15 protein-coding genes are annotated in these 14,515 nt (G+C 64.5%); 4 read left to right on the top strand and 11 right to left on the bottom strand.

Annotated features, from left to right (window positions below; translation table 11 throughout):
• Positions 1 to 361 (top strand): inner membrane-spanning protein YciB (locus ASE88_RS19555; protein ID WP_235527936.1); only part of this gene is annotated, 361 nt, incomplete at its 5' end.
• Between the two features lie 114 nt (positions 362 to 475).
• Here ASE88_RS19555 and ASE88_RS13015 read toward each other — a convergent pair.
• From ASE88_RS13015 to ASE88_RS12975, 9 genes are all read right to left on the bottom strand, one after another.
• A complete protein-coding gene (locus ASE88_RS13015) occupies positions 476 to 1,090 on the bottom strand; it encodes a superoxide dismutase (RefSeq protein ID WP_056478388.1) in 615 nt (204 codons plus the stop codon).
• A 113-nt stretch (positions 1,091 to 1,203) separates the two neighbouring features.
• Entirely contained in the window at positions 1,204 to 1,827 is a 624-nt protein-coding gene (locus tag ASE88_RS13010; protein ID WP_082466533.1) for a DUF1989 domain-containing protein, read from the bottom strand.
• A complete protein-coding gene (gntA, locus tag ASE88_RS13005; protein ID WP_056478386.1) occupies positions 1,824 to 2,531 on the bottom strand; it encodes a guanitoxin biosynthesis heme-dependent pre-guanitoxin N-hydroxylase GntA in 708 nt (235 codons plus the stop codon). The genes ASE88_RS13010 and gntA overlap by 4 nt, the downstream gene beginning before the upstream one ends.
• Positions 2,532 to 2,678: 147 nt before the next feature.
• Positions 2,679 to 3,008 (bottom strand): hypothetical protein, encoded by a 330-nt coding sequence (locus ASE88_RS13000; protein WP_056478384.1) that lies wholly within the window; start codon positions 3,006 to 3,008, stop codon positions 2,679 to 2,681.
• A complete protein-coding gene (locus ASE88_RS12995) occupies positions 3,008 to 3,805 on the bottom strand; it encodes an SDR family NAD(P)-dependent oxidoreductase (protein WP_056478382.1) in 798 nt (265 codons plus the stop codon). The genes ASE88_RS13000 and ASE88_RS12995 overlap by 1 nt, the downstream gene beginning before the upstream one ends.
• A gap of 14 nt (positions 3,806 to 3,819) precedes the next feature.
• Positions 3,820 to 4,584, bottom strand: coding sequence for an SDR family oxidoreductase (locus tag ASE88_RS12990; protein WP_056478380.1), 765 nt, complete (start codon positions 4,582 to 4,584; stop codon positions 3,820 to 3,822).
• Between the two features lie 138 nt (positions 4,585 to 4,722).
• A complete protein-coding gene (locus ASE88_RS12985; protein WP_056478377.1) occupies positions 4,723 to 5,805 on the bottom strand; it encodes a phosphotransferase family protein in 1,083 nt (360 codons plus the stop codon).
• Between the two features lie 10 nt (positions 5,806 to 5,815).
• Positions 5,816 to 6,898 (bottom strand): Zn-dependent alcohol dehydrogenase, encoded by a 1,083-nt coding sequence (locus ASE88_RS12980; protein ID WP_056478375.1) that lies wholly within the window; start codon positions 6,896 to 6,898, stop codon positions 5,816 to 5,818.
• Positions 6,899 to 7,133: 235 nt separating this feature from the next.
• The gene (locus ASE88_RS12975) at positions 7,134 to 8,417 is read right to left on the bottom strand and encodes an acyl-CoA dehydrogenase family protein (protein WP_056478373.1); all 1,284 of its coding nucleotides are present in this window, start codon (positions 8,415 to 8,417) and stop codon (positions 7,134 to 7,136) included.
• Between the two features lie 156 nt (positions 8,418 to 8,573).
• On the opposite strand from ASE88_RS12975, the gene ASE88_RS12970 reads away from it, so the two are divergent.
• Together ASE88_RS12970 and ASE88_RS12965 are read left to right on the top strand one after the other, a co-directional pair.
• A complete protein-coding gene (locus ASE88_RS12970; protein ID WP_056478371.1) occupies positions 8,574 to 9,818 on the top strand; it encodes a TetR/AcrR family transcriptional regulator in 1,245 nt (414 codons plus the stop codon).
• A gap of 100 nt (positions 9,819 to 9,918) precedes the next feature.
• Positions 9,919 to 10,395: a hypothetical protein gene (locus tag ASE88_RS12965; RefSeq protein ID WP_056478369.1), complete on the top strand. Its 477-nt coding sequence runs from the start codon at positions 9,919 to 9,921 to the stop codon at positions 10,393 to 10,395.
• Between the two features lie 32 nt (positions 10,396 to 10,427).
• On the opposite strand, the gene ASE88_RS12960 is transcribed toward ASE88_RS12965, so the two are convergent.
• Positions 10,428 to 11,732 carry a spinster family MFS transporter gene (locus tag ASE88_RS12960; protein WP_235527935.1) on the bottom strand — a complete coding sequence of 435 codons (1,305 nt, stop codon included), beginning with the start codon at positions 11,730 to 11,732 and terminating at the stop codon, positions 10,428 to 10,430.
• Positions 11,733 to 12,180: 448 nt separating this feature from the next.
• Positions 12,181 to 12,795, bottom strand: coding sequence for a glutathione S-transferase family protein (locus ASE88_RS12955; RefSeq protein ID WP_056478365.1), 615 nt, complete (start codon positions 12,793 to 12,795; stop codon positions 12,181 to 12,183).
• A 73-nt stretch (positions 12,796 to 12,868) separates the two neighbouring features.
• Between ASE88_RS12955 and ASE88_RS12950 the strand changes: the two genes are divergently transcribed.
• Positions 12,869 to 14,467 (top strand): class I adenylate-forming enzyme family protein, encoded by a 1,599-nt coding sequence (locus tag ASE88_RS12950; protein WP_056479504.1) that lies wholly within the window; start codon positions 12,869 to 12,871, stop codon positions 14,465 to 14,467.
• Positions 14,468 to 14,515: the final 48 nt, after the last annotated feature.

Here is a 14,515-nt window from a genome sequence, read left to right as displayed (position 1 = left end):
GCCGACGATCATCTACACGATGTTCGCCGCAATCCTGCTGTTCGGGCTGCTCACCGGGCGTCCGCTGCTACAGTCGTTACTGGAGAGCGCGTATCCCGGCCTTACCGCGCAAGGCTGGCACAAGCTGACGCGCAACTGGGTCGTGTTCTTCATCTTCATGGCGCTGCTGAACGAATTCGTCTGGCGCTACACGCTGGCGGCCTGGGGCAAGGACGCCGGTTGGAATTTCTGGGTCGGCTTCAAGCTGTGGGGTGCGATACCGCTGACACTGGTCTTTGCGTTCGCGAACATCCCGATGCTGCTGAAGCACGGATTGCAAACGGGCGACAAGGCCGTGACCGACCTGCCGCCCGAAGGGTGATCGCTCCCCCTCCCGCTCGGCAGGGGTTGGGGGAGGGCCTGACCAACAGACTAACGCCAGCCTGTGGACAACCCCTCCCCTAGCCCCTCCCGCAAGCGGGAGGGGAACCAAGTGTCAGCCCGCGACCTTCGCGTAGCGCTCACCGACGACGTCCCAGTTCACGATGTCCCACCAAGCCTTCAGATAGCCCGGACGGTCATTCTTGTACGTCAAATAATAGGCGTGTTCCCACACATCGTTGCCCAGCAGCGGCGTGCCCGGTTCCTTGGCGTCGTCCATGAGCGGGTTGTCCTGGTTCGGCGTGCTCGTGACCTTCAACTTGCCGCTGTCGTCGGCGATCAGCCATGCCCAGCCCGACCCGAACTGGCCCGCACCCTTGGTGTTGAACTCGTCCTTCAGCTTGTCGAGCCCACCGAAATCGCGGTCGATTGCCTCGGCCAGCTTGCCCGACGGTGCCTGGCCGCTCTTGGCTGCCATCGTCTTCCAGAAAAAGTCGTGGTTCCAGAAGCCACCGCCGTTGTTACGGACCAGCGGCGGCTGCGACGAGATCATGCCGAGGATGTCCTCGATCGTCTTGCCGGCCAGCGCGGGGTCCTTCTCGACGCCCTCGTTCAGCTTGTTGGTGTAGGCGGCGTGATGCTTATCGTGATGAAACTTCATCGTCTCCTGGTCGATCACCGGCTCGAGCGCGTCATAGGCGTAGGGCAGCGGTGGGAGTTCGAAAGCCATCAGGATTCTCCTTCATGAATGGGGTCGGACGTCAAACGCCCGCGGCCCCCAAATGGTCCCCACAAAGTCGTTACGCAAGCGTATGATCCCCGCAACTCGCGCCAGCCCGGTTCCTAATCAAGCCGCGGGTTTGCGCCGATCGCGTAGTGGATCGGCTTGAACGTACCGCCGTTCGAATCCGGCGCCGAGCATGCCGTCAAGCCGATCACCAGATCCATTACTGCGCGGAAAACGATCTGGTCGCCCGCCTTGCTGATCGGCGGCAGCACGCGAAGCTTACCCGTTTCGGCGTCAATGGGCACGTTCATGAAGCAATTGAACGCGGTGGGTATCCGGTCGGGCACGACGCCGTACGGCTCGAGCGCCGCAGCCAAATTACCGAAACAACCCCGATGCGGCGGCAGCGTCGGATAGAAGTGGTGGAACGTATCGTAGGAGCACGGCGTGAGCAGGAAATCATGCCGCCCTACATCATCCGCAACGATCTCGAGCATCGGCTGCGACCGGTTCGAATAAAGTTTATGCCCCGTCGTCAGGTAGATCGTTTCCGCATAATCGAGCGTCCGGCCCGAGGAGATGACCTCATCGAGATCGTCTGCCGCGAAGGCGAGCAGATCGGCGACCTGCTCGCCGCGCGGATCGATCACCGTCAGGATCTCGCCGCGCGCCAGCCCAAAAGCCGCGCCGCTCCGCTCGGGAATCTCATGAATCATCGGTGCCTGCATCATGCCGCTCATTGCGATGACCCCTGATAGGAAAACGGACAGCGCCAGACTTCGTCGACAGAGCGCCCGCTATACTGTCGGGCCTCGCTCATCTCGCCGTGCCGCGTGAGCATCGGGTTGCGCGACCCGGCAATCGCCTCGTCGCGCACCATAATCTTTTCGCGCATCGTCTCGTAACGACCCTGCGCGCGCAGGATCGTGAACTGGTCGTGGAGATTGAAGACCATCGTAGGACGCGCGAACTGACGCGCCGGGCGGCTCGCATTGGGATGCAGGCCGACGACGAAAAACGCTTCGCCGCCAAAGCTCAGGGAGAAATGCGGGCTGTCGGGATCCGCACTTACCCGCGAATCGTAATCCTGGCCGCGCCAGACGTCCTTGTCGGACAGCGACTGGATACGGTTCCAGAGATGCCGCTCGAACGTCGGTTCGTCGAACGTGACGGGTTCGTCGAACACGACGGCAAAGCTCCGGAACAGCGCGGGATCCTCGCGATACGCGGCCGCGAAGGTCAGCAGACCGTCATGGATCCGCACATCGTCCCACGCGCTATCGATCCGGTTGCACGACATCACCTCGAGCGTCCCCTTCGCGACCGCGGCCTTGGCGCCGACGCAAGGGAAACTGGCCTCAGCGATGTGATCGCGGAGCAGCGCGACGTGCGTGTCCTGATCCTTGTGGCGCCAGGGGAATAGGGATGAATGCTGGATTTCCATGGGACCAAGGACGCTTTGCGGCGCCGCGTGTTCCGCCCATTGCTGTGGGTTAAGGCGATTGCGGCCGCGACGAGGCGTGATATTTGCCAATGTGCTACAGTTAATATCGCCGGACTGTAGAGAGTTACGCGAGGCGGCTCCAAATCTTCACGACGCGTTTATTGTCGCGAACCATGCCGCATAGAGTGTCGTCCGCGCCATATGCCGGTTCAGATCGGGGGCGCCGTCCGTCCACCATACCGGACCTCTTTCGCCGAGTTTGTGCTTCACTATGTCGACCGCCCCATGCGCGGCGTGCTCGGCAGACTCATCGCCGCTGCGACGAGCCTGGCCAACCGCCCGGCGCGCATCCATCAGATCATGCACGAAGGACTCCCGCTCCGAGTCCGACAATCCCGGGTTCGCCTTGCGCCACAACCGCCCGCGAACCACGATATACCGCCCGTCCGGTGTCGACAGGGGGGCTTCTCGCACCATCAGGCTGCGGTCCTACCGTATTCCTGGCGGGTCACGGGGTGGCTCGACGACAACCCACCATCGACCGCGATCGCCTGACCGTTGACGTAGCTGGCATCGTCGGAGGCAAGGAACAGCGCGACCTTGGCGAGTTCCTCGGGCTGTGCACCGCGCTGGAGCGGGTTCAGACGGCCGACGCGGTCCATCTTGTTGGCCTCGCGCGCATAATCAAAGACGGGCTTGGTCATGCCGGTCTCGGTGAGCCCCGGGCAGATCGCGTTGACGCGGACGTTGGAGCCGGTTAGCTGCTGTGCAGAGACGGCGGCCAGATTGATGACGCCCGCTTTGGACGCCGAATAAGCCGGCGAGCCGGCGCCCGAGCGGATCCCGGCGACGCTAGCGGTCAGGACGATCGCGCCCTTCCCTCGTTCGGCAATGCGCGGCGCGGCATGCTTTATCGCGAGGAACGGTCCGATCAGGTTGACGCGGAGCACCTCGGTGATCAGCGCGACGTCGGTATCGAACAGGTTCGCCATCCCGCCCGAGATGCCCGCATTGGCGAACATCACGTCGAGCCCGCCGAAACTGTCGCACGCGAGCGTCACCGCGCGGATCACGTCGTCCTCGATCCCGGCGTCGATGCGGATCGCCTTTGCGGTACCGCCTGCTTGCGTGACCAGATGCGCAGTCTCGTCCGCCCCTTCGGTTTTTTCGGCGACGATGACGTGGCCTCCCTCGGCCGCGAACAGCAGTGCGGCCGCGCGGCCGATGCCCGAGCCTGCGCCGGTGACGATGATCGACTTGTTCTCGAAACGCATGGGTCTGTCTCCGGTTAGATCGTGACGCCGCCGTCGATGACCATCGTCTGGCCGGTCATGAAGCTGCTCGCGGGCGAGGCGAGAAACACGACCGCGCCGGCGATCTCGTGCGGCTCGCCGATCCGGCGCAGGGGCACGCTGGTATTGGCAGCCTCGATCCGCTGCGGGTCTTCCCACAGCGCCCGCGCGAAGTCGGTCTTGATCAGCCCGGGCGCGATGCAGTTCACGCGGACCCCCGACGGTCCGAACTCGACTGCAAGGTTGCGCGCCAGCTGCATATCCGCGGCCTTGCTGATGCAATAGGCGCCGATCACCGGAGAGCCGCGGAGGCCGCCGATCGAGGAGATGATGACGATGCTCCCGCTTCCACGCTCGAGCATCTCGGGCGCGACCATCTGGATCAACCAGTGGTTCGAAACGATATTGTTATCGAGAATCTTGCGGAACTGGTCGTCGGCGATCCCGGCTTGCGGCCCGTAATAGGGGTTGGACGCGGCGTTGCAGACGAGCACGTCGATCCGGCCGAACTGCGTGCGGGTCTCGTCGACAAGGTGCTGGAGACCGGCCTTGTCGGAGATGTTGGCGGCGACTGCGATCGCGGTCCCCTCGCCATATTTCGCGTTTAGGTCCGCAGCGACGGTATCGCAGGCGTCCTGCTTGCGGCTGGAGATGACGACCTTCGCGCCGTGCTTGGCCAGGTCATGCGCCGAGGCGAGCCCGATCCCGCGCGAGGATCCGGTGACGATGGCGACCTTACCGGTCAGATCGAACTGCGACACATCTACTCTCCCCGCATCAATTCCGTCACCCCAGCGAAAGCTGGGGTATTCCCGTTGGCTGGCGCTGCGATCCAAACCGGGAGATCCCAGCTTTCGCTGGGGTGACGGATGGGGAGGGAGCGGCCAGATCGATCGCAATCAAGCCCCGGCCTTCACCGCAAATCCCCAGGCCGCATCCGCCAGCCCGTGGATCTTCGCGACCGTCTTCTCCGCCTGCGCGCTAGACGCGGTGCCGTCGATGATGCGCTTCTTGATCCCCTGCACGATGCCGGTCAGCCGGAAGAGATTGTAGGCGAAATACCAGTTGAGATCGGGCACGCCGTCGCGGCCGGTTGCCGCGCAATACCGCTCGACGACCTGCTCGATCGTCGGGATCCCCGTTTCTGGTCCGGTCATGCCGAGCACGCCGGAACGCCCCTCGGGCTCGGTCACCCAGCTCATCAGCAGATACGAGAAGTCCGCGAGCGGATCGCCGAGCGTCGATAGCTCCCAGTCGAGCACCGCGATCACCTTGGGCCCTGCCCCGTTCGACTTGGGGGCTGCAAAGATCATGTTGTCGATGCGATAGTCGCCGTGGACGATCGAGGTCCGAGTCTGCTCGGGCAGCGTCCGCGGCAGCCATTCGATGAGGCGCTCGACCGACTCCATGCGCTCGGTCTCGGCAGCGCGATATTGCTTGGTCCAGCGGCCGACCTGACGCTCGAAATAATTCCCCGGCTTGCCGTAATCGCCAAGCCCTGCCGCGGCGTAGTCCGTATTGTGGAGCGCGGCGAGCGTGTCGACCATCGCCTCGTAATGCGCGGTCCGCTCGGCGGGCGTCGCATCCGGCATCGCGCCGTCCCAGATCGTCCGCCCCTCGACCATTTCCATGACGTAGAACGCCGAACCGATCACGCCCGCGTCCTCGCACAGCCCGTAGGGCCGCGGCACGGGGAAGCCGGTCGGATGCAGGCCCGCGATCACGCGGTATTCGCGGTCGACCGCGTGCGCGGAGGGCAGGATCGGGCCGAACGGTTTGCGCCGCAGGACATAGGCGCGATTTGGCGTGTCGAGCCGATAGGTCGGGTTCGACTGCCCGCCTGCGAACTTGGCGTAAGTCAGCGGCCCCGCATAATGGGGCACGTTGGCCGACATCCAGGCGCCAAGCGCATCGAGGTCGAGCCGATCCTTGTCGCCGACCGCGATCGTGCCGACCATGCTGGTGGCTGCGTCGCTCGTCATGAGCCCATCCTCACGAGAAGGTGATCACGCTTCGGGTCGTGTCCCCGCGCCGCAGTTCGTCGAACGCGTCATTGATCCGCTCGAGCGGCATCCGGTCGGCGATGATCGTGTCGAGGTCGAGCAATCCTCGCATGTAGAAGTCGACCAGCCGCGGGATATCGACCGGAAACCGGTTCGAGCCCATGAAGCCGCCCTGCAACCGCTTACCCGACAGCAGGTCCATCGCCGACAGCCCGACCTTCTCGCCAAGCGGCATCATGCCGAGGATCGTCGCGGTGCCCCCGCGCCGCAGCACCTTCACCGCGGTCGCCGCCGATTGCGCCCGCCCGACCGCCTCGATCGCGTGATGCACGCCGCCCTTGGTCAGCGCGACGACCTCGTCCGCCGCTGTGTCGGACAGCGCGTCGATGCTGTGCGTCGCGCCGAGTTTCTCCGCCATCGCGCGCTTCTCCGGCACCGGGTCGAGCGCGATGATCTTGCCCGCGCCCGCGATCTTGGCCGCATTGACCGCGGCGAGGCCGATTCCGCCGCACCCGACCACGCACACCGTCTCACCCGGCGTCACGTCCGTGGTGTTGAACACCGCCCCCGCCCCGGTGGTGATCGCGCAACCGAGCAGCGCGGCACGATCCATCGGCATGTCGCGGTCGATCGCGACGCACGCATGTTCGTGGACCAGCATCATCTCGGCATAGGCGCTGAGGTTGAGCATCTGCGCGATCGGCCGGTCGCCAAGCATCAACCGCGGCGGCGCGCCCTTGGGTCGACGCACCGAACTGTCGACGCACAGCGCCATCCGCCCGGTGACGCAGAATTCGCAATGCCCGCAGAACGCCGACAGACACGTGACGACGTGGTCGCCGACCTTGACCATGCCGACCTCGTCACCGATCGCCTCGACCACCCCGCAAGCTTCATGGCCCGGGATGGTCGGCATCGCATGCGGATAGGCGCCGTCGACGAAATGCAGGTCGGAACGGCACACGCCGACCGCCATCGTCCGGATCAGGACCTCGCGCGGGCCCGGCTTCGAGATGGTGACATCCTCGATGCTGAGCGGGGTGTTGGCTTCGAAAAGGACTGCGGCTTTCATGTCTGCCTCTCGTTAGATTCTGTCTTCTTTATCCCCGAACCCCGCCTCGAGCCCCTCGCCCAAGCCCGTCACCCCAGCGAAAGCTCAGGCATCCCGGTTGGCGGGCGCCCCGAATGGGGAGATCCCAACTTTCGCTGGAATGACGAACAAGGGGTGGTGATCTTGTGAAGGCCTCGGGTAACGGATTGGGGAAGGCGACCGTCGCCCGACTTCGCCCCGGATGAACGACGTGCTTCTACCGGCTGACCCCGACATCCCCGCTCGATACGCCACCCTTGCGGAAGTCCCCGTATTTCCCGAACTCGTTGCGCGCGATGGAGCGGTTGTGAACCTCGTCCGGACCATCCGCGAACCGCAGCGTCCGCATCGCCGCCCAGTCGTGCGCCAGGCGGAAGTCGCCCGACACGCCGCCGCCGCCATGCGCCTGGATCGCATCATCGAGGATCCGCAGAGCCATGTTCGGTGCTGCGACCTTGATCATCGAGATCTCGAGTTGCGCAGCCTTGTTGCCCGCCTTGTCCATCATGTCCGCCGCCTTGAGGCACAGCAGGCGAGTCATCTCGATATCGATCCGCGCGGTGGCGATACGTTCTTCCCAGACCGAGAAGTCAGCGATCCGCTTGCCGAATGCGACGCGGGTCAGCAGCCGCTTGGCCATCGCCTCGATCGCGGTTTCGGCGACGCCGATCGTCCGCATGCAGTGATGGATGCGGCCCGGCCCGAGCCGACCTTGCGCGATCTCAAATCCGCGGCCCTCGCCCAGCAACACGTTCTCGACCGGCACGCGGACATTCTCGAGCACCACTTCGCCATGCCCGTGCGGCGCGTGATCATAGCCATAGACCGACAGCATCCGCTTGATCGTCACGCCCCGCGTATCGAGCGGCACGAGGATCTGGCTCTGCTGCTGGTGGCGCGATCCCTCGAAGCTGGTCTTGCCCATCACGATCGCGATCTTGCACCGCGGGTCGCCGACGCCACTCGACCACCATTTCGTCCCGTTGATGACGTAGTGATCGCCGTCGCGGACCATCGACGTCTCGATGTTGGTCGCATCCGACGACGCCACCGCCGGCTCGGTCATCAGGAACGCCGACCGGATCTCGCCGCGCATCAGCGGCCCGAGATACGCCTCCTTCTGCGCTCGCGTGCCATAGCGGTGAAACACCTCCATGTTGCCCGTATCGGGCGCGGAACAGTTGAAGCATTCGCTCGCCCAGCCGATCTTGCCCATCTCCTCGGCGCATAACGCATATTCGAGATTGGTGAGCTGCGTCCCCTCGAACGCGAACGAATCATCGACATGAGTCTGCCCGGAATGCGGCGGCATGAAGAAATTCCATAGGCCTGCGGCCTTGGCCTTTTCCTTCATCTCCTCGATCACCGGGAGCACCTTCCAGCGCTCTCCCTCATGCTCCTGCGCGTCGTAATCGGCCTGGCGCGGGCGGATATTCTGGTCGATGAAATCGCGCACCCGATCGCTGAAATACGTCTCTCGTTCGGTGAGGCTGAAATCCATGCGGGCTCTCCATTCGTCATCGCTTTGGAGGCGGGTTAAACCATACCGCGTATTCGGTAAAGCGTACGGAGAGGTCCAGAAAGCATGTTTTCAAGTCCGCCCTGAAAGCGCCTAAAAAGCACTGTATCTTCAAATCGAAGCTGTTAGGGTGTTTCGATGAAGGTTCCGGCAGAGGCCAGCGACGAGAGCGAACAGGGTACCAAGCGCTTCCGTGCGAAGCGTGATGCGATCCTCGCCGCGGCGGCAGAAGCGATCAACGAGCAGAGTGCCAAGGGCATGACGTTCGCGGACGTGGCGCGGCGCGTCGGGCTCAACACGACGAGCGTTACCTATTATTTCAAGCGCAAGGAAGACCTCGCGGCGGCGGCGTTCGAGAACACGCTCGAGTCCCTTATCGCGATGCTCGACGTCGCGATGGAAGAGGCGACGCCCGAGGCGCGCGTCCGCCGCTATCTCGCGCTCAACATGGATCGGCTGAACCGGATCCAGCGCGGCGAGGAGAAGGCGTTCGCGGTCCTGTCCGATCTGCGCGCCACCGAGGAACCGATGCGCGGCCGGCTGATGGCGGGCTGGCGCGAGGTGTTTCGCCGGACTCGGCTGCTCTGGGGACCGGCGTCGTCACGCGCGCAGACCGATCTCAACGGCGCGCGGGCGCATGTCCTGCTCGAAAACACGTTCTGGCTGCCGATCTGGCTGACCCGCTACGAGCCCGACCAATATGGCCGCGTCGAGGAGCGGCTGATGGATGTGTTCGCGCACGGCATCGCGGGCAAGGCCGCCACCTGGTCGCCGACGCTGCTCGACCTCAGCCATGACGAGGCGGAGCCGGGTCGCGAGGCGTTCCTGCTGGCCGCCACCCGGCTGATCAACGAACTCGGCTATCGCGGCGCGTCGGTGCAGAAGATCGCATCCGAGTTGAACGTGACCAAGGGCAGCTTCTACCATCACCTCGACGCCAAGGACGACCTGGTCATCGCCTGCTACCAGCGCAGCTTCGACACGATCGCCGATGCGCAGAGCCGGGGCGAGGCCGAGGGCGGGACTTATTGGCACAAGCTGTCGAGCACGGTCGCGACATTGCTCGACGTGCAGTTCGCCGAGCGCGGGCCGCTGTTGCGCACCACCGCGCTTAGTGGTTTGCCGGTCGGCGTGCGCAACGCGATGGTCGATCGGTCGAACGGGATTGCGCGGCGCTATGCGGGCATGATGATGGACGGGATCGGCGAAGGCTCGATCCGCGCGGTCGATGCGCTGATCGCGGCGCAGGCGTTGATGGCGCTCCAGAACGCGGCGTTCGACATGCGCAAATGGGCCTCGACGATGCCGCGCGAGCGCGCGGTGGCCATGTATGCCTCGACGCTGATGTTCGGGCTGTTCGACGATCAGGTGGCCAAGGCGTAAAGCGCGACCGACCCGGATCGGCGCACGTTCACAGCCGAATCGGATTGGTTACGTAGCATTAACGGCTTGCCGCCGATCCCGGCGCTCCACGGAGGGCGCCATGCATAGTATCACGACCGATCTCGACACGGGCATCATCGAGGTCGAGGCATCGGGCTTCTGGACGATCCCGCATGTCGAGGATTTCCTGCGCGATCTGGACTGCGAGGCGCGCCGCGTGTCGGCCACCGGCAAGCGCCACCTGCTGCTGTGCAACTTCTCGAAGTCCGCGATCCAGCCGCAGGAGGTGATTGCGATGCTGCAACGCGTCGCGATGTCGATGCCGCTGAAATCGCGCAAGGTGGCGCTGTACACCGAAGGCAAGCTCGCACGCCTGCAGGTCAAGCGGATCGCCTCGGTCCGCGACGACATGGCGGTATTCGACGACCGCGCTCGCGTGGATACTGGACGGGCCAGCCGGCGCGCCGCACTGACGCAAAGCGCCACGTCTCGCAGCGCCCCCCCTCCTCTCCCGTCATCCCGACGAAAGTCAGGACCCAGGATTACAGGGGACGGCGTTCATAACTCTGGGTCCTGACTTTCGTCAGGATGACGAAGGAGCGTGCGCGCTTACCCGACCGCATCCTCCGCCCGCTTGAGGAGAACCCCGGCGCGCCAGTAGTGGAACAGCGCCCAAGGCGTCATCAGCGCGATGATCACCAGCGCATAACGCAGCGAATCCTCACCAAACCCAGGCTTCAGCAGGTCACTGAGCCAGCCCACCATCGTCGGCCCCAGCCCCAGCCCAATCAGGTTGATGACGAGCAACGTGATCGCCGCCCACATCGCGCGAATCTGCAACGGCGCCAGATGCTGAATCAGCGCAAAGCTCGGCCCGAGGTAGGAATTCGCAAAGATCAGCGACACGAAGTAGCTACCGATCGCGATCGCCGGCGCATCGATCAGGTAGAATGCGAGCGCGAACGGCAGCGATAGCCCCTTCATGGCCAGCACCACCCACGCCTGGACATGCAGCCCGTTGCGCTTGGCGAGCATGTCCGCGATCTTGCCGCCGGCAAGCGCCGATACCGCGCCGAACAACGCGCCCGGCAACGCGATATAGCGCGAGATGTCGAGCATCGACACGCCCAGCGACCGCTGCATGTAGCTCGGCCCCCAGCCCGTCAGCGCATAGCCGATCATCGACGTAAGCGTCACGCCGACCACCAGATGCCGCGCCGGTGCGCTCGCCCACATCGATGCAAAGCCCTGGCCGACGCTCGGCATCGGCGTCGCCTCTGCTGCGCGGGCGGCGTCGGACAGCCCACGGCGCGGCTCGACCATGAACAGCCGGACGAGGATGGCGAGCGCGATCCCCGGCAGCCCGACGGTCATCATCGCGATCCGCCAACCATAGGAATGCGCGACGACGCCGCCGATCAGCGTCCCGAAGCCCGCCCCAAGCACGACGCCGAGCGAATAGACCGCCATCGCGCTCGCACGCTTTTCGGGCGGATAGAGATCGGCGATAATCGAATGGCTGGGCGGGCTCGATCCCGCCTCGCCGATGCCGACGCCGATCCGGAAGAGCATCAGCTGCGTGAAGTTCTGCGCGAGCCCGCACAATGCGGTCATCGCGCTCCAGATCGTCAGGCTGGCCGCGATGATGTTGCGCCGATTCGTCCGGTCCGCGAGCCGCGCGACCGGGATGCCGAGCGTCGCGTAGAAGATCGCGAACACCAGCCCCGACAGCAATCCGAGTTGCGTGTCGGTCAGCACCAGGTCCGCTTTGATCCGCTCGAGCAGGATCGCGAGGATCTGGCGGTCCATATAGCTGAAGAAATAGGTGAAGGTGAGCAACGCGAGCGTCAGACCCCGTCGCTTCATCGCCAATGTGTCGGCGATCTCGGGATGGGACTGATACGCTGTGGCCACCGGCAATACCTCGAAATCGAAACAGGCCTTACGCTAGGACAGGCAGGACGTACCAGACAAGCGAAAGCTACAGCGATTACAGACCATGAAGCACCACGATGGCCGCGGCGAAGCACGGTTTGGTAAATTTAACGGTATGACCGGGTAACGTGAGAAGGACGGCGGAAGATGCGTCCTCGTTCGGGTCGCTCTTCCGCCTTATCCCCTCTCCAACGTCGTAGCCGGGTACCTGTCCGCATTCTTCAGGTCAACGGACCGTCCGGGCAATCTGAATACCGGGTATGCGGGCTCCCTCGCATAGATTCGCGACGTTGCAAAGCGTCTTTTACGCGCAATGCCGACTGACCCTGAAAACGTCCGCCCGACCGTTGCCTGGCGTTGGCGGGGCCCTCCCCACCGGCACCACGATGGCCGACGGTCGAGCCGACCTGTTCAGACCGGAACTCAACTACGCGCCCGCGCTCGGCCGCGCAGAGGCCCGCGAATGCCACGCGCGCAAATGCGTCAGCGCCTCGGGCATCGGCACACCCACGAAGCTCGAAAAGTCGATCGTCGTCAGCAGGACAATGTCGGCAATCGTGTAGCGTTCGCCGTCGAGCCAGTCCCGGCCGTCGAGCGCGGAATCGAACTCCGCCATCGCTGCCAGCACGCGCGGCCGCTGGCTCTCGCCGAATTCGGTATATTGTGGCTTCACGATCCGCGCGGTCCAGGGATGTGTATGCTGCCAGACCATCGACAACGGGGTCATCAAGCGTAATTCGGTTCGCCGGGTCCACATGTCGATCTCGGCGATGTTGTGCGCGCCGTGCCCGAACATCGGTGGATCAGGGTGCAGCACCTCGAAATAGCGGCAGATCGCGACGCTTTCGGTCAGCACGCGGCCGTCGTCGAACGCGAGCGCGGGCGTCTGCCCGAGCGCGTTGACCGATAGGAACGCGTCAGACTTGTGCTCGGCCTTGGGAATCGAGATCTGTACCATTGGCACACGGATGTGCTTTTCGGCGAGGAAAATGCGGACGCGGCGCGGGTTGGGCGCGGGCATCGCGCTATCGTAGAATAGCATGGGCGTCTCCTCGATATCGTTTTTCGAATATACCGTATGGCATTGCCTGCGACGTTCGCCTAGCGATGCAGCGATGACGACCGCCGCAGACATGCTCGCCACGGGCTTCGCCACGCTGCCCGATTTGATCCGCACCCACGCGCTCGAACGCGGCGATCGTATCGCGGTAGCCGATACCAAGGGCAGTATGGACTATCGAACGCTCGACTCGACGATGGACCGCGTCGTGGCGGCGCTGCAACGCGATGGAGTGGAGCCGGGCGCGGCCGTGGCGATCGTCGCCGCGCCGACGACCGACTACGCCGCGGCATTCCTTGGTACGGTACGCGCTGGCTGCGTCGCGACGCCGATCGCGCCGTCCGCCACGCCGGCGGCAATCGCCGCGATGATCGCCGATAGTGGCGCGCCGTTGGTGTTCCTGGATGTCGAGAATGCACGGGCATTGGAAGGTCAAACTTTTGCAGCCCGCTCCATCTTGTTCTCCCGCGAAGGCGGCAGCCCAGACTGGACTCCCGCCTTCGCGGGAGAACAATCTTTTGATTCATGGCTTGCTCCCGATGGAGCCGAGCCCACCCCAGTTACCATCGCGCCCCAAGATCCGTTCAACATCATCTACTCGTCGGGCACCACCGGCACCCCCAAGGGTATCGTTCAAAGCCACGCGATGCGCTGGGCGCATATCGCGCGCAATACCGCCGCGGGGTTCGATACCGCCGTCACGATGATCGCCACGCCGCTCTATTCGAACACCACGTTGGTCAGCTTCCTGCCGACTCTGGGCTGGGGCGGCACCGTCGTCCTGATGGGGAAATTCGACGCGCGCGCGTATCTCGAACTCGCGCAGCGCTACCGCGCGACGCACACGATGCTGGTGCCGGTGCAGTATCAGCGGATCATGGCGCTGCCCGATTTCGACAGCTTCGACCTGTCGGCGTTCCGCTTCAAGACCAGCACCAGCGCGCCCTTCTCCGCTGCGCTCAAGGCCGACGTGGTCGCGCGCTGGCCGGGCGTGCTCGTCGAGTTCTACGGAATGACGGAGGGCGGCGCGAGTTGCGCGCTGAACGCCACCGCCAATCCGACCAAGCTGCACACCGTCGGCCAGCCTATGCCCGGCCACGAGATCCGGCTGATCGACGACGACGGCGTCGAGGTGGCGCCAGGCAAGATGGGCGAAGTCGTCGGTCGCAGCCCGGCAATGATGAACGGCTATCATGGCCGCTCTCAAGCGACGCGCGATGCCGAATGGCATGATGCGGACGGCAACCGGTACATCCGCCACGGCGACGTCGGCCGGTTCGACGCGGACGGGTTCCTCACGCTGATGGACCGCAAGAAGGACCTGATCATCTCGGGCGGGTTCAATATCTATCCGTCGGACCTCGAGGCGTTGTTAGCACAGCACCCGTCGGTCGCGGACTGTGCGGTGATCGGGGTGCCGTCCGAGGCGTGGGGCGAGACGCCGGTCGGCTTCTACGTGCCGCGAGCCGGCGCCACCGATGACACAGCGACGATCCTGGCCTGGGCAAACGCGCAACTCGGCAAGACGCAGCGCTTGTCCGCGCTCCATGTCGCCGACGACCTGCCCCGCAGCGCGATCGGCAAAGTCCTAAAACGCGAACTGCGCGACCAGCTTGGCGCGTCCCCGCTTTCCCCGCCCCCTCCGTCATCCTGACGAAGGTCAGGATCCAGAGCCACGAATGTTCCGCCACTTGGCTCTGGA

The sequence above is a fragment of the Sphingomonas sp. Leaf38 genome (genome assembly GCF_001421825.1).
Classification (GTDB): Bacteria; Pseudomonadota; Alphaproteobacteria; order Sphingomonadales; family Sphingomonadaceae; genus Sphingomonas.
Note: the sequence above shows the minus strand (reverse complement) of the source record. Positions and strands in the feature narration are given on the sequence as shown.